Genomic DNA, 20,112 nt, shown 5'->3' with positions numbered 1-20,112 from the left:
AGGCGCTTGCCAGCCCCCATTCCGGACTTTCACCGTAGAGATGACGCCCATGCTGGGCGTACATACCGAAAAGGCTTGCCCCTGTATAGGAGCAAGCCTTTGTTCTTTGTTGCAGATAGCCGATTTGTTAATGATTCGGACGTTCTTCTATGACTTTGACCGCTTTCGCGAGCTCCCGAAGCACGTCGGACTGCAATTGCGGCTCTTGATAGGTTGCTTTGATATAAGCTTCGCCAGCCTGGCTGGACGTATAGCGCGGTGGCAGATGGTTAAGCGCCAACAGCACGATGTCGATCTGGCACTTCTCGCAGGCGCATGTTAGAATGCCCGCTTTCACGAAGTGGTCTTCGAAAATGTTGCTGACGATCGGTTCCATGACGTTCAAGATCGATAGCTCGCGAGAAAAGATCATATGTCAACCTCCTAGAAGTATTCTCGTATGATAGCTTCGATCTATTATAGCATATAAACCCTACTAACCTTTACTCGTAAGTCGGCATGACGACGCCCGGGGCCGATCGGGTCACTAGCTTTCCTTCTACGAGCTGCAATACTTCGTTCCCAGCTACGCGCACCTCGATGAGCGAGCCACTGTACATCAGCCCTCCCTCTATCTGCCTTACGGACATGCCTACGACGCTGCGCAAGTTCCCTCCCCTGTCGGTCACGATCCGGACGCCGGCAGGGAATCGGCATAGAAATCGGCCATCCCGGTAAATCTCGCATTCCTCGCGCGTATTGTGCAACTCGTATGCGAACCCGTCTATCGTCCGGCTAAACCGGCAAAGGAGCATCTACCCGAGCGTCGGCGCGAACCGGACTCTCGGATAGATACTCCTGCCTATGGAAATGCACTTCTATGAATTCCGTTATAGGATGACGCCGTCTTTGAAAATCGCGATTTCCCTGAAGCCGTTATTCTCGCCGTTCGTCTTGATGTCACCGGAAGCTAATCCGATGACGTAGGCAAGCAAATCATCGGTCAATTGCGCCATGCTTGTGCCGCCGAGCAAGCGTCCCGCGTCGAAATCGATCCAGTGCTTCTTCTTCTGCGCCAGCTCGCTGTTCGTCGAAAGCTTAACCGTAGGCACGGGACCGCCGAACGGCGTTCCCCGTCCCGTCGTGAACAACACGATGTGCGCGCCCGCCGCCGCGAGAGCCGTTACCGACACGAGATCGTTGCCCGGCCCTTGGATCAAGTTAAGACCGGGCTTGCTCGCCCTTACGCCGTACGGCAGCACGTCCGTCACCTGAGCATGGCCGCCCTTCTGCGTACAGCCGAGCGACTTTTCCTCCAGCGTCGTTATGCCGCCGGCTTTGTTGCCGGGCGACGGGTTCTCATAAATCTCTTGATTATGCCGGATAAAATATTGCTTGAAATCGTTGATCAGGTTTACGACTTTGCCGAACACTTCCTCATCCTCCGCGCGATTCATGAGAATCGTCTCGGCGCCGAACATTTCGGGCACTTCCGTCAGCAGCGCGGTGCCGCCTTCCGCGGTGACGATGTCGGCCATGCGTCCGACGAGCGGATTCGCGGTAATGCCGGAGAAGCCGTCCGAGCCGCCGCACTTGAGGCCGAGCTTCAGCTTCGACAACGGGATCGGCTTGCGAACGAACCGCTCCGCGTAAGCCACGAGCTCCTCTAGCAACAGCATTCCGGCTTCGAGTTCATCCTCTTCTTCCTGCGATTTCAAGAATCGGATGCGACCGCCGCCGTCGCCTAGCAGCTCTCGCATTCCCGCGATCTGATTGTTCTCGCAGCCTAAGCCGACAATCAGTACGCCTGCTGCGTTACCGTGCTCGGCGAGCGAGGCCAGCAGCTGTTTCGTGAAGCTTAGGTCGTCCCCAAGCTGAGAGCAACCGAACGGGTGGGCGAAGTGGAAGATGCCGTCGATGCCGCGCCCCGCGAAGCGGTTCGTAGCCATTTTGGCCAGCAACTCGCACGTTTTGTTAATGCAGCCTACCGTATTCAAAATCCAAATTTCGTTGCGGATGCCTACTTCACCGTTATCGCGTTCGTATCCGAGGAACGAGCGTCCCTGCGGCTGCGCCGCAGCCTGCTCCTTCGGTTCGTACCGATAGTCGAGCAATCCGCCGAGACCCGTGCGCACGTTATGCGTATGCACCCAGCTCCCCGCGGGAATATCCGATTGCGCCACGCCGATCGAGTAACCGAACTTGCGAACGTGACTCCCGATCCCGATCGGACGAATGGCGAGCTTATGCCCTCTGGGCACGTCGGCTATGGCCTGAACGATCAGCTCGCCGTCAACAGCGGGTACCGTAACGGCTTCTCCCTCCGCTATATCTCTCAGCGCAACGGCGACGTCGTCGTCCGGATGCAAAATGACCGTGTCACTCATCGTCCCGTTTCCTCCCATTTCGCCATATGGCGAACGACTTCGTCCGCCAAGCCCGGATATTGCGTCAAATCTTCTTCCCAAATCTCTTGCAGCGAGAGAATTTTCCTTACTGCTCTATCGGTGCTATCTGCACTTTCGATAATGCCGCCATCCGCGGCCGTCTTCCACGCTTCCCGAATGAGCGCCAGCAACGCCGGATCGTCGCGAACCGCGAATAGCGTGCCGTCCGGCAAACGCGTCGTCGGTTCACCCGTCAAATCCGCCGGACGATACAGGCGAAGCAGCGACGCGAGCGATTCGGACAGCACCGCCGGCACTCCCCCCGTCCGCTGCATATGCCTCTTCAAGGATGGCAACAGCCTTACTTTCCACTTCGACAAGCTGTTCATCGCTATGTCCGCGAGCTTGTGCTTTATGAACGGGTTGCGGAACCGTTCAAGCGTCTCGTTCGCGTAGGTCGCCAATTCGCTTCGGTCAAGCGGAAGTCCGGGCACGATTTCTTCGAACAGCGCTTGCATGAATTTAGGCCCCCATGCCGGATGCTCGAGCGCCTCGCGCACTTCGCGGATTCCGTTAACGAGTCCGATCATAGCCATTAAAGTATGGGATCCGTTCAAGATGCGAACTTTGCGAAGCTGATACGGTTTAAGGTCGTCGACCCATTGCACGTTCAGTCCGGACGCGGCGAGCGGAAGCCGCCCTTCCAAGTCGCGTTCTCCTTGAATCACCCAAAAGTAATAAGGTTCCGCGGTCGTGAGCAGCGGATCTCTGTACCCCCATCTCTCGAACAGCTCGTCGGCTTCTTCCGCCGGATAACCGGTTACGATCCGATCCACGAGCGTGTTCAAGAACCGATTCGCTTCGCGCACCCAGCGCTTAAATTCATCCGGCAATCCCCAGTCGTCCGCATGCTTCAGCACCGTCTCTTGCAGTCGTTCGCCGTTGCGTTCGAGTAGCTCGCATGGAAGATGGATGAGCCCTTTATCCGAACCGCCTCCGAACTTAACGAATCTTCGGTATAAGAACGCCGTGAGCTTGCCGGGGAAAGACAGCACGGGCTCGTTCGGCCGCCATTCGGACGGTTGATACGCGAGTCCCGCTTCCGTCGTGTTCGAGACGACGAATAGGAGATCCGCGCTGTCCGCGAGCGACAGGAACGCCTCCCACTCGGCGTAAGGATCGATCATGCGGGTCAATACGGAAATTTGCTCGCGCTCTTCTACCCGCTTGCCTTCTTTTAACCCGCGCACGAGAAGCGTATATACGCCTTGCTGCGCCTTCAGCTTATCCATGTGCGGCTTGCCGGAAGGACGCGGCTGGGTGACGGCGACTCCGCCTTGGAACAGCCCCGCGCGGTTGCAAGCTTGCAACATCCAATCCGCGAAGCCGCGCAGGAAGTTGCCCTCGCCGATCTGCAACACTTTGATCGGAAGCTCACGATCTCTGCGCGCTTCGGGTTGCAACGATTCAAGCCCGATCAACGGCATCGGTTCAGCCATGCGCTCAAGCTCCGACATGTCGCTTAGCGCTCCCTTCGTTCACGGCGTTGCCGAACCGGAAGTAGCTCTCGGCATTGCGATAGCTAATGTCTTGCACGAGGCCGCCCAGCCAGTTCAGGTCGTTCGGCGCCTCTCCGCGCTCTACCCAATCTCCGATCAAGTTGCATAAAATTCTGCGGAAATACTCGTGACGCGTGAACGAGAGGAAGCTGCGCGAATCGGTCAGCATGCCGACGAACCGACCGAGCAATCCCATATTCGACAGAGACGACAGCTGCGCGAGCATTCCGTCCTTCGTATCGTTGAACCACCAAGCGGAACCGAGCTGGATTTTGCCTGGAATGCCGTCACCTTGGAATGAGCCGATGATAGAAGCGAGCACGTCGTTGTCTTTCGGGTTGAGCGAGTACACGATCGTGCGCGGAAGCGCGCCTTCCTTGTCCCACGCATCCATTAGGCCGACGAGCGCGTTCGCCAAGCGTCCGTCTCCGATCGAATCGTAACCGGTGTCCGGCCCGAGCCTTGCAAGCATGCGCTGGTTATTGTTGCGATGAGCGTGTATGTGCAGCTGCATTGCCCAATCCAGCTCGCTGTACCACCTGCCTAGCTGAAGCAGCGTATGCGTCTTATATTGATTCTCTTCCTCTTTGCTGACCGATTGTCCTTTCACCGCTTTCGCGAAAATAGCGGCCGCTTCCGCATGCGTGCAGGCGGCAAAAGGCACTTCGTCCAGCGCATGGTCCGATACGCGGCAGCCCATCGCGTTGAAATAATCCACTCTGGCTTTAAGCGCGGAGAGCAGCGCGTCGTAGTCGGCGACCGTCGAGCCGATAGCTGCTTCGAGCTTGCTAATCCAAGGCAGGAACGTCGCCGCGCGAATGTTAAGCGCTTTGTCCGGACGGAACGAAGGCAGGACTTGCGTATCGATGCAATCGTCGTCGCGGATCGCCGCATGGTACTCGAGCGAGTCCACCGGATCGTCCGTCGTGCAGATGACCGTGACGTTGCTCGTCCGGATCAAATCGCGTACCGACAGCCCTTGGCCGTCGAATACGGATTTCGTCTTGTCCCAGATCGCTCGCGCGTTGCCTTCGTGAATGATCTCCTCCACGCCGAACATGCGGCGCAGTTCTAGATGCGACCAGTGATAGAGCGGATTACCGATCGTTGCCGGCACCGTGCGCGCGTAAGCCAAGAATCGATCGTAGTCGGTCACGCCTTCGCCGCCGGTCACGTAACGCTCTTCGATGCCATTAGCGCGCATCGCCCGCCATTTATAGTGGTCCCCGTACAACCATGCTTCCGTAAGGTTCGCGAACCGTTTATTTTCGGCGATTTCCCGGGGATCCAGGTGACAATGATAGTCGATGATCGGCATGTTCGCCGCATAGTCGTGATAGAGGCGAGCCGCCGTTTCGTTGCCGAGCAAAAACATTTCATCCATAAAAGGCTTCATATTGTGCCACTCTCCTGTAATCCTCGTGTATAACTCTATGATAGGACAATATACGTGCCGTGAATTGCGCTTTTTTGCTATAATGGCGATAGATATGATCTTTTTTGCTCTGAGGTGATCGCATGCAGCCGAAAGAAACGACTACGATAGATTACGGCAACGAAGAGAGCGATTTTTACCTGCATCACGTCGCGCGCGCTTCGCCTTTCGAACGGAACAACCACTATCACGGGACCTATGAAGTGTATTACCAGCTGTCGGGCAGGCGTCATTACTTCATTAAAGACAGCGCTTATGCCGTCGCTCCCGGCGATCTCGTCTTCATTAACAAGCACGACGTCCATAAGACGTCGATGCTCGGCCCCCCGCAGCACGAACGGGTCGTCATGAATTTCAGCGATGCGTTCCTCGGCACCGACCATCCGTTGTTCCGGCCCGAGCTGCTCCGCATTTTTACCCGGGACAACCACCTGTACCGCTTGAAGCCCCAAGAGCAAATGTTCGTCGAGCAGTTGTTCCGCAAGCTGACGGACGAAGTCAAATTGCAAGAAGACGGATTCGAATTATCGATCCGTCTGCTCGTTACGCAACTATTGCTATTCGTTCTTCGCCTGAAACATGCGGACGCCCCAGTAACCGACGATCCGCTCAGCCCGACGCATCGGCGAATCGCCGAAATCGTGAAGTACATTAACGCGAACTACGACGACAAGCTTCCGCTTCCGGAGCTGTCCGAGCGCTTCGATATGAGCCCGTTCTACTTAAGCCGAACGTTCAAGAAAGTGACCGGCTTTACCGTCGTCGGTTATCAGAACTTGACTCGCGTAAGGGAAGCTCAGGCGCTATTAGCCCGCACGGACGCCAAAGTAACGGACATCTCCGCGCAAGTCGGCTTCGAGCAGTTCGCCCATTTTAACCGGACGTTCAAGAAAATCACGGGCACGAATCCGACGCGTTACCGGAAGTGGAACGGGTGAGCATAATAGAGCTTACACGCCGGAATAAGCCATGAATCCGCCGTCAACCGGCACCGTGACTCCCGTTACGAAGCCCGAAGCTTCGTTGTCCACGAGCCACATCAACGTGCCCAGCAAATCCTTCGGATCCCCGAAGCGCCGCATCGGCGTATGCGTGATGATTTTGTGCGAACGTTCCGTCAAAGAACCGTCTTCGTTCGTGAGCAGCCTGCGGTTCTGTTCCGTCAGGAAGAAGCCGGGTGCGATCGCATTGACGCGAATGCCCGCTTCCGCCATATGGACGGCGAGCCATTGCGTGAAGTTATCGATGGCCGCCTTGGCCGCGCTGTAAGCGGGAACCTTCGTCATCGGACTCGGAGCGCTCATCGAAGAGATGTTGATAACGACGGCGCCCGGGCGGTTGATCATGCTTTTCCCGAACGCTTGGGTCGGGATCAAAGTCCCTAGGAAGTTCAAATTCAGGACGGACGAGAATCCGTCTACGGTAAGGTCGAAGAACGTCTTCACATCCGGACGCTGAAGATCTTCGAGCTGGAAAATTTCTTTGCTCGTAATCCCGTCGGGGTGGTTGCCGCCCGCGCCGTTTATCAAAATATCGCAGCCTCCGAACGCGCGGGTCACCGTCTCTTCCGCGAGCTTCACGCTCTCGGCGTCCAAGACGTTGCACGCAACGGCGAGCGCCTCTCCGCCTGCCAGCCTAATCTCTTCGGCAACGGACTCGCCCTTCTCCGCCGTACGATTCAAAATCGCCACTTTAACGCCGTGCTTGCCTAGCTCTCGCGCCATCGCGGAACATAACACTCCGCTTCCGCCCGTAATGACGGCGACTTTCCCCTTCAAATGTTCCCGTTGAATCGCCATTAGCTAATAGCCTCCTTCGTCGTTTGACGGGATCTCTCGCAAGCATCCCATACTCCCCATAGGTACATAATACCGAGCGCCCGATCGTACAAGCCGTAACCCGGTCTGCATTTTTCATCCCAAATATGTCTGCCGTGATCCGGCCGAGCGTACCCGTTGAATCCCGTGTCGTGATACGCCATGACGATTCCGCTAATGTCGACCGTTCCGTCTTGCGTCCGATGGGAAGTCTCGATAAAGTCTCCGTTGTCGTACACTTTCACGTTGCGAATGTGGGCGAACGGAATACGACCCGCGAATTCCCTGACCATCGCCGGAATATCGTTGTCCGGGTTAGCTCCGAGCGACCCGCTGCACAACGTTACGCCGTTGGACGGACTGTCCACGAGATCCAGAATGGCGCGGATGTCGTCTCGGTTTTTAACGATGCGCGGCAAGCCGAAAATCGGGTACGGAGGATCGTCCGGATGAATCGCCATTTTAATATCGTAATGCTCGGCGACCGGAACGATTTGCTCTAGGAAGTACGCCAGATGGCTGCGCAGGTCGGCTTCCGTCACGTCGCGGTAAGCGGCGAACAGCTCGGTAAGCTTGCCAAGCCGTTCCGGTTCCCATCCGGGCATCGTAAAGGCCGGGTTTCCGGCGATTTTGCGAACCAATTCCATCGGATCCATGTCGGCGATCTTTGCCTTCTCCATGAACAACGCGGTCGAGCCGTCTTCCATCTCCTTGTACAGATCGGTTCTTACCCAATCGAAGACGGGCATGAAGTTATAGCAGATCGTCTTCACGCCTACCGTGGCCAGCTTCGCGATCGTCCGCTTATAGTTCTCGATATAAAGGTCTCTAGAGGGTAGCCCGAGCTTAATATCGTCGTGGATATTTACGCTTTCTACGACATCCAGATGAAAGCCGTGCGCATCCGCCAACCGCTTATAGGCCATGATTTTGTCCATCGGCCACTCTTCGCCGGCCGGCACGTCGTGCAGCGCCCAGACGATGCCTTCCACGCCCGGAATTTGCTTGATTTGCGCCAGCGTCACCGTATCGTTGCCTTCGCCGTACCATCGGAACACCATTTTCATAACGTTACGCTCCCCTTTTTCTTGCTTTTTTGACACGTACGCTTACACTATCTTTAGATGTACATTCCGTTCGAACCAAGGAGCGATTCGAAGTGGCCCGCATAATGAATATCGATTTCCGACAACTGCCGCTTTATTTCGCCTACGAACGGAGAAGCGACTCCCCGGAGCAGTTCGAAGGAATATTCCATGCCCACCAAGGCGTCGAGATATTGATGGTGCACGAAGGCGCGGGCACGCTGATCGTCGATCAGAGAAGCTATGATATCCGGCCCGGAATGATATGCGTATTCCAACCTTTTCAACTGCATCACGTTCAAGTGAACCTGAGCGAAGGCGTGCCTTTCGTTCGCTCGATCGTTCATTACGAGCCGCCGACATACGAGGCTTATTTCGATAGATGGCCCGCTCTCAGAGCTTTTTTCAAGCATATGCACAAAGGAAGACTAGTTTCGCCTTGTTTGTACGACTTACAAGGACTTGAGCGGCTTTCTACGATTTTGCTAAGCTTGCACGAAAGTCTCCCCGAGCTGTCCCGCGACGATTACGAAGCGTATTCCCTCTTCTTGATCTCCTTCTTCCGCGCTTTCAAAACGCTGTGGGAGAAGCAAAGCACTCATCCGTCCGGCGAGCAGGAATCGCGCAGGCTTCATCAGGCCGAACGCATTATGGAGTGGCTGGAGGTGCGGTACAAGGAGCCTTTGCGGCTGGAGCAGATGGGCAAAGATTTGCATCTATCCCCGCATCACTTGTCCCATTTGTTCAAGGAGTATTCCGGCAACAGCATCTCCGATTATGTTTCGGCCAAGCGCATGCAAGCCGCCGTCATCCTGTTAATGTCCGGAGATTATTCCGTCGCGCGTATCGCGGAGGAAGTCGGCATGCCGAATTGCTCGCACTTCTGCAAACAGTTCAAGACGCATTTCGGGTCGACGCCCCATCAATATCGCAAGCAATGGCACGAGAACTCTCATTCGAAGCAGCCACAGTATTTAAAGTGACTAAGACCGCTTTATAAAAATACTATCAATCCTTTCGCGACAATTGTGAGATTAAGATGCTAAAAAATAACGCTACTTTGCGGTTTGCGTCGATCTGTTATTATGGAAAAGGGAACTGTAGTTATCGGTAGTAAACCATTCATCGGGAGTCGAGGAGTGTTTCATCTGGAAGTTCTAATTCCTACGCGTACGCTAACCTTCACGAAAGAACAGTTCGATCGTTGGAAAAACGGCGAAAGAGACGATTGTACCGATCCTTATTGCAAGACGCTAAGAGGTACAAGAGGCTTCGGAGAATATATTGCGGGGAAGCATTACGAATCGCTCGGATATGAATGGATTCATCATGATTTCAATCTGTTCGGCGGCAACAAGCTCGGGAAGTATCCGAAAGCCGAGGCCGTCTTTCGCACCTATTTCGGAGATGAGCGATTTGAACGTGGACGAGGTTATTCCCCCTCCTTCTACCCGTTTGTTCGGATAGAGGAGCCCGACTTGATGATTTATAAGCCGGATTACTCGGAGCTCCGATTCGTCGAATGCAAAAGAAAAGATACGAGCGATAAATTAAGAGACTCGCAGGTCAAAGGACTTGCCCTCTAAAAGCTATTATTCGAATGCCCCGTGGAAATCGTCGAGATCGTAGAAGAAGGCAAAGGAAAAGCGGGGGAAGGAACACCGTTTTCTTGGCAGTTTTAGTGCGCTTAAGAGGGCTTAGGATTTAACTTGTTTCGGATCAGCCACCAACCGATGATTGGCGAGCTGCCGATCGCAAGCAGCATGCAGTTAATGACAAGCGGCGCCGTACTGATGCTTAGCGTGATCATGAACGCGATCATCCCGACGATTCGGCCGACGTTAAGCCCTAGCTCCCGAATGACGACATACTCGACGCGACGGTTCGCGCCTTCTTCGTCCTGGCCGATCAAGTCGAATACCGCCGTGGTCATAGGAATCGTATAGAGCGGAATGAACAGCGCGGCGCCGATACCGAATATAAGTAGCGTGGCGTAAGTAACGCCGAAAAAAAACGCAACGATGACGGCAGTCATGACGATCGTGCCGATCAGCATGCCAAACTTGCGCCATCTCGGCTTCAACCATTTGCCGACCGCATAGAAGCTTACGGCGGCGACCGCCGAAGTGATTAGCACGAAGTTGCCGAGCTGAAGCTCGCTACCGGATTGCAAGTAGACGAGCAGGCCGATCATGACGCCGAAGACGCCCTCGCGAAGCCCTTGCGCGGCTAGCGCGCCGAATACCGGACGCCAAGGCGTTCCCGAACGCCTCAGCGCTCGAATCGGCAATGCCCACTCGTAATCGCCGTCCGTTCGGCGATGGCGCAGCAAGAAGCTGAACAATACCCCCGCCACGAAAATTCCGAGCGAAATCATGAAGATCATCCGATAACCGCTCTCTCCCGCCATACGCGATAAAATAACGCCGGAGCTCCACGGGACGGCGATGCCGACGACCGAACCGATTACGCCCGCAAGCCCGTTGAAGCGGTCCCGGCTCGAAGCATCGGTCGCCTCGAAGTAGACGACATTGTACGCAAGCCAAAAAAAGCCGACCGACAGCCCATTCAGCAACCCCAGCAACCAAATCGCCTGAATCGCGCTTTTACCAAGCAGCAGCACGGTGCCGTAAAAGACGGCGGAGCCTCCGATCCCTAGCCGCAAAACGATCATTTTATTGCCTTCCTTGACCCAATTACCCGCCAGCCAGAACGTCGCCGCCATGACAATATGTGTCAACAGCGTAAACGCGCCGAGCAGGATGTAGCTTTGGCTTGCTTTCCACAAGTATACCCCGAGGAACGTTCCAGACAGCGCGCTTCCGGTAATGAACAAGCCATTGACGACAAGCAACAGCCAAGTTTGCCGATCGAACCGTCCGGTATTCGATTGACCGCTGTTTGCTTCGCTTATGTGCATGAGCATCTCCTTTTAAGTCCGTTTAAATGGACACCGTCTTACATTGCCCCAAATGAGAGCCCATGAATCGTTTGAGCTTCGTAAATGCAAAAAAGCCCGAACCATCCAGGCTCGGGCTGCCTTCGTTATTTAAGATACGGTCCGGCGCGCTGCCTTTTGCGGCGACTGTTCGCCTAGGCCAAGCGTCTGCGTCGTCGAAGCATTGATTTCCTGGAAAAGCTCCGGGTTTTTGAGCAACGATACGCCGTAAGACGGAATCATTTCTTTGATTTTCGGTTCCCATGCTTTCATATGCTGCGGGAAGCACTTCTGGATAACTTCGACCATGACGGATACGGCTGTAGAAGCTCCCGGCGAAGCGCCAAGCAAAGCGGCGATCGAGCCGTCGGCGGCGCTGATGACTTCCGTACCGAACTGCAACGTTCCTTTGCCGCCCGCGGCCGTGTCTTTAATAATTTGAACGCGTTGGCCGGCTACGAGCAAATCCCAGTCTTCGGACTTGGCGTTCGGGATAAATTCGCGCAAAGCATCCATCCGTTTTTCTTTCGATTGCATGACTTCCTTGATCAGGTACGTCGTAAGCGGAATGTTCTTCGCGCCTGACGCCAACATCGTAAGGAGATTATGCGGCTTGATGGAAGTGATCAAATCGAACATCGAACCGAATTTCAGGAACTTCGGCGTAAAGCCGGCGAACGGTCCGAACAGCAACGATTCTTGCTTGTCGATGACGCGGGTGTCCAAATGCGGCACGGACATCGGAGGCGCGCCGACCGCGGCTTTGCCGTATACTTTGGCACGATGCTGCGCAACGATTTCTGGATTTTTGCACACCATGAACAGTCCGCTTACCGGGAATCCGCCGATTCCTTTGCCTTCCGGAATGCCGGATTTTTGCAGCAGATGCAAGCTACCGCCCCCGCCGCCGATAAAGACGAACTTGGCGGTATGGCGTTCGACCGCGCCGCTGTCGACGTCCTTCACTTTCAGTTGCCACGAGCCGTCGCCCGTACGTTTAATATCATTGACTTGTTGGTTGTATTTTATATCGACGTTTTGACGCTTTAGGTTAGCGAACAAACCGCGCGTCAATGCGCCGAAGTTGACGTCCGTGCCGGATTCGATCCGCGTGGCCGCGATCGGTTGATTCACCGTCCGGTCTTTCATCATGAGCGGAATCCATTCCGCCAGCTTCGCCGGGTCGTCGGAATATTCCATCCCTTGGAACAACGGATTGTTAGCTAGCGCTTCATGGCGTTTTTTCAAAAAGGCGACGTCCTTGTCCCCTTGCACGAAGCTCATATGCGGTACCGGCACGATAAAGTCGCGCGGATTGCGGATCAAATTGCTGTCTACGAGGTACGACCAGAACTGCTTCGAAACTTGAAACTCTTCGTTAACTTTTACGGCTTTGCTAATATCTATCGATCCGTCCGATTTCTCGGTCGTATAGTTCAGTTCGCATAGCGAAGAATGTCCCGTTCCCGCGTTGTTCCATTCGTTGGAGCTTTCCTCGCCGGCGGTCGTGCGTCTTTCGAACACCGTAATTTTCCAGTCCGGCGCCAATTCTTTTAACATCGACCCCAAAGTCGCGCTCATAATTCCCGCACCGATTAAGATTACGTCTGATTTCGTTTGATTGTTGCTCATTTCATCCGTCCTTATAACTTAATTATGATTTGCTGATTAATTAAATAGGCGCTCCTGCATAGGCGCTACGGCAAGCAAGCTGGCGACCTGAATCACACTCTTTATCTGGTTCAACAACAACTCTATATAGTGTATCACTATTACCTATCGATTTTAATATGTATTTGCTATACGGATGATAGATATAAGTTATTAAAAAGTTGGTAACCAACCCTATGAGCCGCTTAGTTCTCCAGAGTATAGTAGATGTATGCGCATTCAACTGCTTTTCGAAAATAAAGAGGTTCGGCATCCTGGAGATGTCGAACCTCTTTTTGTTTCGTTCATAATGTCATTGAATGAGAAGAGCTTATATCGAGCTCAGCACGATATTGCGAAGCTTTCGAGTAAGCGGCATCGTTCCCGCATCCTTCTTGTTGACCATGAACAGGAACGAGAGTCCTTCCTTCGGAAAATTGCCGAAATAGGCGCCGAGCCAGCCGTCCCAGCCGTATTCGCCCGGACTGCTAAGGATGCCCGCTTTCGTACCGTCCGTCATGATGCGCATAAAGTTGCCGTAGCTATGCCCGCGCAACGTATGCCACCCGTCGAAGTTTTTTTGTTGCGCCGCGGTCAACGTGGCAGTCGTTAAATAATCGACGGTTCGCGGACGCAAAATTTGAACGCCGCCCAAACTTCCGCCGCCTAGCAGCATTCTAGTGAACTTCGAAGCGTCGTCGATCGTCGAAGCCAATCCCGCGCCTCCCGATTCGAAAGCCGGATCGCGGTCCATCCGGTGAACGATGCCGAGATTATTGCCCGTATACAACGTCAATCCGCCCTGGCCGTCGTCCGCGTACGTCGAGACAAGCCGATCTCTCTGCGCATCGGCGACCCAGAACGCGGTATCCTGCATGCCCAGCGGCTCGAACAGTTCGCGTTGCATGAATTCGCCTAATCGCATGCCGCTAACGACTTCGACGACCGCTCCGAGCACGTCCGCGGACGTACCGTACTGCCAAGCCGAACCCGGCTGGAAGGAAAGCGGAATTTCGCCCAAACGGTTCATCGCTTCGAGCGTGCTCATCGGCGATTCGCCCAGCAATCTACGATCGATTTCCCGGAACAAGGCATCCGTTTCTTGCCCGGCCTTGTCGGTTCCTCCATAGGTCAAGCCCGAAGTCATGGAAAGCAAGTCATGCAGGTTGACTTCGCGTGCTACCGGCACCAATCGGCCGTCTTGCTCGACTTTCTGATTTTTGAAGCCGGGCAAAAACTTGCTTACGGGATCGAATAAGTCGATCTTCCCGCGTTCCACCAACAGCATCGCGGCGGTTGCCGTTATCGGCTTCGTAAACGAATATAAACGGAAAATAGAGTTTCTCGTAACCGGATTCCCTGCTTCCCGATCCGCCAAACCGTCCTCATGATAAAAAATTTCGCTGCCATCCTTGATCACCAGCAAATTGCCTCCGGCGACTTCATGGTTATCGATGCCGGCTCTAAGCGTTTCTTGGAGCTGACGGATTGCGATTTGATCCAACATGTTCGATGATCTCCTTCCGACTATGCGCAGGCTCGCGAGCAGAGCTTATAACTCTACTATTGCTTTTATAACACGAGCTTCGGGTTTTAACCACCCGTCAAAAGAATCTATCATCCCTTCGAAAGAGGAACGGTGCGTAATATAGCGGTCAATAGCGATGGATCCGGTCCCGATAACGTCCAGAACGTGCCTAAAATCGGCTTTCGTGGCGTTGCGGCTTCCCATTAACGTCAATTCGCGCTTATGAAATTCCGGATCCGAGAACGTAATCTCGCCCTTCACTAGCCCAACGTAGACGAGCTTGCCGCCGTGCGCGACCAAATCGAACGCGTTCGTCATCGAAGCCGCATTCCCCGTAGCATCGAACACGGCCGCCGGATAATCTCCGTTCGTTAACTCGGCAAGTCGCTGCTTGGCGTCCGTACCTTGTGCGTTAATCGTATAGTCGACCTTCGCCCAAGATCGGCAGAACGCAAGCCGTTCCTCGTTAATGTCCATCGCGATAACCGTCGCGCCGGCATGCTTGGCTAGCGCCATGACGCCTAACCCGATCGGTCCCGACCCGATGACGAGAACGGTATCCGTTGCCGAAAGTTCCGCGCGGCGCACGGCGTGGGCGCCGATCGCGAGCGGTTCCACGATTGCGGCCTCGTCCAGCGATAAACCGTCTGCCCGAAGCAAGTGCGTCGTCGGAACGGAAATTAGCTCCCGCATCCCGCCGTCGATATGTACGCCTAACACTCGCATTTCCTTGCAGCAATTCGTCTTTCCCCGCCGGCAAGCTAGACACGTACCGCAATGCATATATGGAATAATCGAAACTTGATCGCCTGGCACGAGTCCTTCGGCGTTATCCCCTACTTGCTCGATGATGCCGGACAGTTCGTGCCCCAGAATGCGCGGATACGTAAAAAAGGGCTGGTTGCCTTTAAAAGCATGATAATCCGTCCCGCATATGCCGACCCGCTTGATGCGGACGATGGCATTGCCGGGCGTAAGTATCGGCTCTGGCAGATCGTCCGAAATGCGGAACGAATCTATCTTGTCGCATACGATTCCTTTCATTCCTTCGCCTGCTCTCTTAAAGTGAAATATTGGCGTTATATTGCGGTATACCGCTGACCCAGGTACGATCGCGAATCGGCGTCAATATTTCAAGGACGTCCGCTAATAATTCGCGGTCTATCGGCTCGTCGGCCCAACCGGCGTTTTTCACGATATTGTCAGGGTTCGCCGTGCTTACAAGCGTCGTCGGAATGCGTTCTTCGCTAGTCGAATATTGCACCGCCAGCTTCGCGATGTCCTCTCCCCGCTCCGCGCACAGCCGTGCCGCTTTCAAACACGCTTCTTTGATTTCGTTGCTGGCAGGGTGCCATTCCGGCGTACCGCGCGTGCTAAGCAGCCCCATCGAAAGTGGCGAAGCGTTCACTAAACCGACACCCCGGGCATCCAACAGCGGAAGCAATTTAAGGAGCGACGTGTCGTTCAGCGAATAGTGGCAGTACGAAATAATCGCGTCGACTTCGACCTGCGGAAGCAGTTGCTCGAACAGGGCGAGCGGCAAGCCGCAAATGCCGGTGCTGCGTATTTTGCCTTGCTCCTTCAACCGTTTCAGCGCAGGGACCGCTTCCTCTGCGATGATCCCGGGCTCCACGAACTCGATATCGTGCAGGAATAATAGATCGACGTAGTCCGTATGCAATCTGTTCAGGCTCTCTTCCAAGCTGGCTTCGATTCTCTTAGCGGTGAAGTCGAACCTGTCGGCGCCATAACGGCCCGCTTTCGTAGAGAGAAAAAATCGGTCTCGCGATATTTGTTGAATGGCTTTGCCTAATACGGTCTCGGCCTTCGTCGCTCCATAGTAAGGAGAGACATCGATCAGATTGATGCCCGCATCGACCGCCGCGTGCACGGTCCGGATCGCTTCGTTGTCATCGGTTTGGCGGAAAACGGAGCCTAGCGACGAGGCGCCGAAGCTAAGCGTCGAAACGTTCATGCCCGTCTTTCCTAATGCGCGGTATTTCATCGTAAGCTCACTCCATCCTTGATTACTCGCTTAATTTATAGAAAGATCTGGCGTTATTTCCGAATAAGGCCGCGCGCTCTTGCACGCCCCAAGCCTGCGGGATCGCTTGCTCCAGTACGTTCACGACTTCGTCGTACTCGGCGGCGAGCAAACAAACCGGCCAGTCGGAGCCGAATAGGACGCGATCGGGACCGAACAAATCGAGCACATGCCGGATGTATCGGACGAACTGCTCCGGCTTCCACGACTTATGGTCGGCCTCCGTCACCATGCCCGAAAGCTTGCAGCGGATGTTCGGGTGCGATGCCGCGCGTTTCATTTGCTCTGCCCATGCCTCGAACTGGAGGCCGGACGCGATCGGCGGCTTGGCGATATGATCGATGACACCTCGCAAGCCCGGCACCTCGTTCAGCAACCGATTAAGCGTGTCCAGTTGATCCGACTTCAAGAGAAGATCGACCGGAACGTCGTCCCGCGCATAGCCGCGAAGCGCTTCCACGAATGCGGGTTCGAGGATCCTCGAGGCATCCGGCAATTCCTGTATCATCATCCGAAAGCCGACGAATTTAGGATGTTGCTTAAACCGCTCATACTGACGTCGATGCGACGGATCGAACAAATCCAACCAGCCGACGACGCCTAGTATAGACTCCGACCTGTCCGCCAGCTCCAGCAAATAGTCCGTTTCTTCAATCGTAGGTGCGGCCTGCACCGCTATCGTCCCTTCGATGCCGTGCTTTGTCAGATACTCGGCGAGATCCGCCGGCATAAAGTCGCGATATAGCTTCGGGAGCGCCGGCGTAATCCACCCGTAATCTCCGCGATCGATTTTCCAATAATGCTGGTGAGCATCCACGCGCATCGTAAAGCTCCTCTCGAATCCATTCTCTTTCTCTCATTTTACCGACAAATTTACATTATAAAATAGCAGATTATTGATCTTTTATACGGTATATTGATATCGATAGATCCAAGAAGGTTGAACTGGAGGACTGCTGATGAAGCCTATGCGAAAACCGTTCCGTCTCGATCCGATTTTTCCGTTCGAAATCGTGTTCGAACAGCTGCGAACGACGCGCAACGAGCTTCCCGACCACCTTCACGATCTCTATGAGTTGGTCTACATCCACCGGGGCAATGGCACGATTTTCATCGATAACGCCCTGTACGAGCAAAAGCCAGGAGACTTGTTTCTCATTCCCGGCAATACGATTCACCGCGCCTTTTCAAACGCCGCCGAGCCGGTCGTATCGACCGCGGTTTTCTTCGCTCCTGCATTCATCCGCTCCGAATGGGTGGACGATGGCTATGCCCCCTTGAAAGGCTTCGATATCGCCCGCCATAAAGGTCGCTATAAGCTAAGCTTGCCGGACGAGCTTCAGCAACGCTTTCAATCGGTACTGAGCGACATCGATCGCGAAACGAAAAGCAAGGAAGTCGGCTATCGCCATGCCGTGCGCATGCAGCTGCAGCGATTGCTGCTCTGGGTGAACCGGATTCCCGCAGCGCGCGATCCCGATTCGAACGCAAATACCCGCATCGGTCCTCATTGGATGCTGGACGCGATGCGGGAGATCGATCGCGATCCCGTGCAGGCGGGCGGACTCGCCGAGCTTTCGGCAAAAGCCGGCGTAACCGCCCCGCACTTCTCGCGCGTATTCAAGCAATTTACAGGAATGAATCTGATCGATTACGTTACCGTGAAGCGAATCGTTCGCGTCAAGTCGTTGTTGCTCGCTTCGGACGACAACGTCGAAGCCATAGCATTAGAATGCGGTTTTCAATCGCTGCCCCATTTTTACTTGACGTTCAAGAAGCTGACGGGGATGACGCCTAGGGCTTATCGGAATAGTTACTTAGAACCTTAAGGCTCGCTATACAATCAAACCTTGAATGCCGTCGTTTTCTCGCTTAGTTGTCTGGAAACTTCTTTCAGCACCTCCGCCATTTCCATGAGGCTGTCTGCAGCGCCGTACTGCTCGTTCGAGAGCCGATGGATTTCATCCATGCGCTCCCCCGCTTCCGAAGAGGTCAGGCTCAATTGGTCGACGGAAGTCACGATGTCGGACATTCCTGTCGCGATCTCTCCGATAGCCGTCGTTATTTCTTCGATTTGCCCGGACAACGTCCGGCTTCTGCTCTCCAGTTCGTTAAACGTGCTCATCGACGTTTCGGAAATCGTTCTGGTGTCGTTAAGCAGCTTCGCGAACGATGCCAAGCTCTGTTCGCTTTGGCGGAGATCTTCGTTGATGTGCTTTAAATCTCCCGCGATGGCATGCGACAATCCCCCGGCTTGGCTGGACAGGTTCCGAATCTCGTTGGCCACCACCGAAAAGCCTCTTCCCTGCTCGCCGGCTCTGGCCGCTTCGATCGATGCATTCAACGACAACAGATTGGTTTGGTTCGTAATCTCGTTAATTCCGTCAAGCCGCTTGACGATATCGGAATAACGCCCGGACATCCGCCCTAGCACGGACGATAATTCATTGAATTTAACCGAAGTATCGCCCACGATATCATGGATTTCCTTCATCTTGGCGGTTCCTTCGAGCGAGGAACGACGCATCGACCGCATATCGTCATTCATCGATTCGCTTGATGAAGCAATCTGCTGTGAACTGGCCGACACTTCCTCCGTAACAGCGCTTATCGACATGTTGAACTCGTTCTGGGAGGAAACGAACTGCTTGCTTACTCCCACCTCGTTCCTGATCGTCCCGCTGGCCGCTTGATTTTCCTTCATCAGAACGATCATTTTATCCGAGGCATCGAGCACTTGGCCGCTGACAGCCTTCGTCGCGGACAGCATGCCGCGAAGTCCTGCCCCCATCTCGCTTAGCATTCGTCCGATCATACCGAACTCGTCCCGCGAGTTAGTCGTCTTCTCGTAAGTAAAATCATTTCTTTTATACGCGTCGATATGCGCGGTAATCCCGGCCAAGCTTCTGCCGATCGTGCGAATGAGCCGAAGCATGACCAGCGAAGGCAATACCGCTATCAGGATGATGTTAATGATGACCGTAATATTCGAATTGGAAACGTTCCGATCGAGTCGGGAGAGCCGGGATTGTTCTGCTTCGTTGAATTTAGCCTCCGCAAGGTCATCCGTTTTCCTGAGCACGGTCCAATACGCTTCCACTACTTTCGTTCTCATCGTGGTTTTGACGTCGTCCGGCATGATCAACTCGTGGGCGTCGGTTTCCTTTTTGATCGCTTTAAAGCCCAAATTCATCGTGACGGCGAGCGAAGCGAAAGAATTCCTGAAATCGGCAACCGGATACGCCTCGTCTAATTGTTTAAGGCTCGTCTCCAACGCGGGCAGGTCGTTTGCCACCCTCGTCAGATTGGCATCGACGGTCTCCTTCTTATCCTTGGTATAAGAATCAAGGAGAGAGATGTACATGAGCGTAGTGCCTTTCAACGTATCCGAGACCGAATTGTATTGCGCTTTGATCGTATCTATCTCTTGGCTTTTCTTGATTTGGCCGTTGACCGCGTGATTTTCGTACAAAACAACGCTGCCTGCCCCTACATTCACCAATGTGATAAAAAGCAGAAATAGAATCATCCGATGCGTGATTTTCAGGTCGGCTAGACGCCCAAAAGGCCCTTTACCAAAGTTAATAATGCGGTTCATCGCGTTTGACATGACGATCCACCTTCCTCTTCTTCGTTGTCTATTGTTATCGTCTTTACACAACAAAAACCCCGACTTCTCATCGTTCGAGA

18 protein-coding genes are annotated in these 20,112 nt (G+C 54.2%); 4 read left to right on the top strand and 14 right to left on the bottom strand.

Going from position 1 to position 20,112, the window contains the following annotated elements:
• Window positions 1-127: 127 nt before the first annotated feature.
• The 5 genes from ACFPQ4_RS07235 to uxaC form a co-directional block, all read right to left on the bottom strand.
• Complete coding sequence (locus ACFPQ4_RS07235; RefSeq protein ID WP_378111105.1) at window positions 128-412, bottom strand: late competence development ComFB family protein; 285 nt, start codon at window positions 410-412, stop codon at window positions 128-130.
• Between the two features lie 70 nt (window positions 413-482).
• Entirely contained in the window at window positions 483-794 is a 312-nt protein-coding gene (locus tag ACFPQ4_RS07230; RefSeq protein WP_378111104.1) for a hypothetical protein, read from the bottom strand.
• 75 nt (window positions 795-869) lie between these two features.
• On the bottom strand, window positions 870-2,366 hold the full coding sequence (locus ACFPQ4_RS07225; protein ID WP_378111103.1) for a UxaA family hydrolase: 1,497 nt from the start codon (window positions 2,364-2,366) through the stop codon (window positions 870-872).
• Window positions 2,363-3,883, bottom strand: a complete 1,521-nt coding sequence (locus ACFPQ4_RS07220; RefSeq protein ID WP_378111102.1) for a tagaturonate reductase — start codon at window positions 3,881-3,883, stop codon at window positions 2,363-2,365. The genes ACFPQ4_RS07225 and ACFPQ4_RS07220 overlap by 4 nt, the downstream gene beginning before the upstream one ends.
• A complete protein-coding gene (gene uxaC / locus ACFPQ4_RS07215; RefSeq protein WP_378111101.1) occupies window positions 3,870-5,321 on the bottom strand; it encodes a glucuronate isomerase in 1,452 nt (483 codons plus the stop codon). Before uxaC ends, ACFPQ4_RS07220 begins: the two co-directional genes overlap by 14 nt.
• Before the next feature lie 122 nt (window positions 5,322-5,443).
• Here uxaC and ACFPQ4_RS07210 point away from each other — a divergent pair, with 122 nt between their 5' ends.
• Window positions 5,444-6,298 (top strand): helix-turn-helix domain-containing protein, encoded by an 855-nt coding sequence (locus ACFPQ4_RS07210; RefSeq protein WP_378111100.1) that lies wholly within the window; start codon window positions 5,444-5,446, stop codon window positions 6,296-6,298.
• Window positions 6,299-6,310: 12 nt separating this feature from the next.
• Here the strand turns inward: ACFPQ4_RS07210 and ACFPQ4_RS07205 are convergent, their stop codons facing one another.
• The gene (locus ACFPQ4_RS07205) at window positions 6,311-7,159 is read right to left on the bottom strand and encodes an SDR family oxidoreductase (RefSeq protein ID WP_378111099.1); all 849 of its coding nucleotides are present in this window, start codon (window positions 7,157-7,159) and stop codon (window positions 6,311-6,313) included.
• Window positions 7,159-8,244, bottom strand: coding sequence for a mannonate dehydratase (gene uxuA, locus ACFPQ4_RS07200; RefSeq protein WP_378111098.1), 1,086 nt, complete (start codon window positions 8,242-8,244; stop codon window positions 7,159-7,161). Before uxuA ends, ACFPQ4_RS07205 begins: the two co-directional genes overlap by 1 nt.
• Before the next feature lie 92 nt (window positions 8,245-8,336).
• On the opposite strand from uxuA, the gene ACFPQ4_RS07195 reads away from it, so the two are divergent.
• Window positions 8,337-9,245, top strand: coding sequence for a helix-turn-helix transcriptional regulator (locus ACFPQ4_RS07195; RefSeq protein ID WP_378111097.1), 909 nt, complete (start codon window positions 8,337-8,339; stop codon window positions 9,243-9,245).
• A 156-nt stretch (window positions 9,246-9,401) separates the two neighbouring features.
• Window positions 9,402-9,848 carry a VRR-NUC domain-containing protein gene (locus tag ACFPQ4_RS07190; protein ID WP_378111096.1) on the top strand — a complete coding sequence of 149 codons (447 nt, stop codon included), beginning with the start codon at window positions 9,402-9,404 and terminating at the stop codon, window positions 9,846-9,848.
• 101 nt (window positions 9,849-9,949) lie between these two features.
• Here the strand turns inward: ACFPQ4_RS07190 and ACFPQ4_RS07185 are convergent, their stop codons facing one another.
• From ACFPQ4_RS07185 to ACFPQ4_RS07160, 6 genes are all read right to left on the bottom strand, one after another.
• The gene (locus ACFPQ4_RS07185) at window positions 9,950-11,182 is read right to left on the bottom strand and encodes an MFS transporter (protein WP_378111095.1); all 1,233 of its coding nucleotides are present in this window, start codon (window positions 11,180-11,182) and stop codon (window positions 9,950-9,952) included.
• Between the two features lie 129 nt (window positions 11,183-11,311).
• On the bottom strand, window positions 11,312-12,832 hold the full coding sequence (locus ACFPQ4_RS07180; RefSeq protein WP_378111094.1) for a malate:quinone oxidoreductase: 1,521 nt from the start codon (window positions 12,830-12,832) through the stop codon (window positions 11,312-11,314).
• 349 nt (window positions 12,833-13,181) lie between these two features.
• The gene (locus ACFPQ4_RS07175) at window positions 13,182-14,357 is read right to left on the bottom strand and encodes a serine hydrolase domain-containing protein (protein WP_378111093.1); all 1,176 of its coding nucleotides are present in this window, start codon (window positions 14,355-14,357) and stop codon (window positions 13,182-13,184) included.
• 45 nt (window positions 14,358-14,402) lie between these two features.
• Entirely contained in the window at window positions 14,403-15,422 is a 1,020-nt protein-coding gene (locus ACFPQ4_RS07170; protein ID WP_378111092.1) for a zinc-binding alcohol dehydrogenase family protein, read from the bottom strand.
• A 16-nt stretch (window positions 15,423-15,438) separates the two neighbouring features.
• Window positions 15,439-16,383, bottom strand: a complete 945-nt coding sequence (locus tag ACFPQ4_RS07165; protein ID WP_378111091.1) for an aldo/keto reductase — start codon at window positions 16,381-16,383, stop codon at window positions 15,439-15,441.
• A gap of 22 nt (window positions 16,384-16,405) precedes the next feature.
• The gene (locus tag ACFPQ4_RS07160) at window positions 16,406-17,245 is read right to left on the bottom strand and encodes an amidohydrolase family protein (protein WP_378111090.1); all 840 of its coding nucleotides are present in this window, start codon (window positions 17,243-17,245) and stop codon (window positions 16,406-16,408) included.
• A gap of 136 nt (window positions 17,246-17,381) precedes the next feature.
• On the opposite strand from ACFPQ4_RS07160, the gene ACFPQ4_RS07155 reads away from it, so the two are divergent.
• Window positions 17,382-18,251 carry a helix-turn-helix domain-containing protein gene (locus tag ACFPQ4_RS07155; RefSeq protein WP_378111089.1) on the top strand — a complete coding sequence of 290 codons (870 nt, stop codon included), beginning with the start codon at window positions 17,382-17,384 and terminating at the stop codon, window positions 18,249-18,251.
• 14 nt (window positions 18,252-18,265) lie between these two features.
• On the opposite strand, the gene ACFPQ4_RS07150 is transcribed toward ACFPQ4_RS07155, so the two are convergent.
• Entirely contained in the window at window positions 18,266-20,032 is a 1,767-nt protein-coding gene (locus ACFPQ4_RS07150; RefSeq protein WP_378111088.1) for a methyl-accepting chemotaxis protein, read from the bottom strand.
• Window positions 20,033-20,112 lie beyond the last annotated feature (80 nt).

The sequence above is a fragment of the Cohnella yongneupensis genome (assembly GCF_042655785.1).
In the GTDB taxonomy this organism is placed as follows: domain Bacteria; phylum Bacillota; class Bacilli; order Paenibacillales; family Paenibacillaceae; genus Cohnella; species Cohnella yongneupensis.
This window is presented reverse-complemented; position numbering and strand designations above follow the sequence as displayed.

Coding starts and splice junctions, on each gene's coding strand:
- ACFPQ4_RS07220 (WP_378111102.1), bottom strand. CDS start 3,883: ATGTCGGAGCTTGAGCGCATGGCTGAACCGATGCCGTTGATCGGGCTT.
- ACFPQ4_RS07225 (WP_378111103.1), bottom strand. CDS start 2,366: ATGAGTGACACGGTCATTTTGCATCCGGACGACGACGTCGCCGTTGCG.
- ACFPQ4_RS07175 (WP_378111093.1), bottom strand. CDS start 14,357: ATGTTGGATCAAATCGCAATCCGTCAGCTCCAAGAAACGCTTAGAGCC.
- ACFPQ4_RS07165 (WP_378111091.1), bottom strand. CDS start 16,383: ATGAAATACCGCGCATTAGGAAAGACGGGCATGAACGTTTCGACGCTT.
- ACFPQ4_RS07210 (WP_378111100.1), top strand. CDS start 5,444: ATGCAGCCGAAAGAAACGACTACGATAGATTACGGCAACGAAGAGAGC.
- ACFPQ4_RS07205 (WP_378111099.1), bottom strand. CDS start 7,159: ATGGCGATTCAACGGGAACATTTGAAGGGGAAAGTCGCCGTCATTACG.
- ACFPQ4_RS07160 (WP_378111090.1), bottom strand. CDS start 17,245: ATGCGCGTGGATGCTCACCAGCATTATTGGAAAATCGATCGCGGAGAT.
- ACFPQ4_RS07180 (WP_378111094.1), bottom strand. CDS start 12,832: ATGAGCAACAATCAAACGAAATCAGACGTAATCTTAATCGGTGCGGGA.
- ACFPQ4_RS07155 (WP_378111089.1), top strand. CDS start 17,382: ATGAAGCCTATGCGAAAACCGTTCCGTCTCGATCCGATTTTTCCGTTC.
- uxaC (WP_378111101.1), bottom strand. CDS start 5,321: ATGAAGCCTTTTATGGATGAAATGTTTTTGCTCGGCAACGAAACGGCG.
- ACFPQ4_RS07230 (WP_378111104.1), bottom strand. CDS start 794: ATGCTCCTTTGCCGGTTTAGCCGGACGATAGACGGGTTCGCATACGAG.
- ACFPQ4_RS07150 (WP_378111088.1), bottom strand. CDS start 20,032: ATGTCAAACGCGATGAACCGCATTATTAACTTTGGTAAAGGGCCTTTT.
- ACFPQ4_RS07170 (WP_378111092.1), bottom strand. CDS start 15,422: ATGAAAGGAATCGTATGCGACAAGATAGATTCGTTCCGCATTTCGGAC.
- ACFPQ4_RS07185 (WP_378111095.1), bottom strand. CDS start 11,182: ATGCACATAAGCGAAGCAAACAGCGGTCAATCGAATACCGGACGGTTC.
- uxuA (WP_378111098.1), bottom strand. CDS start 8,244: ATGAAAATGGTGTTCCGATGGTACGGCGAAGGCAACGATACGGTGACG.
- ACFPQ4_RS07235 (WP_378111105.1), bottom strand. CDS start 412: ATGATCTTTTCTCGCGAGCTATCGATCTTGAACGTCATGGAACCGATC.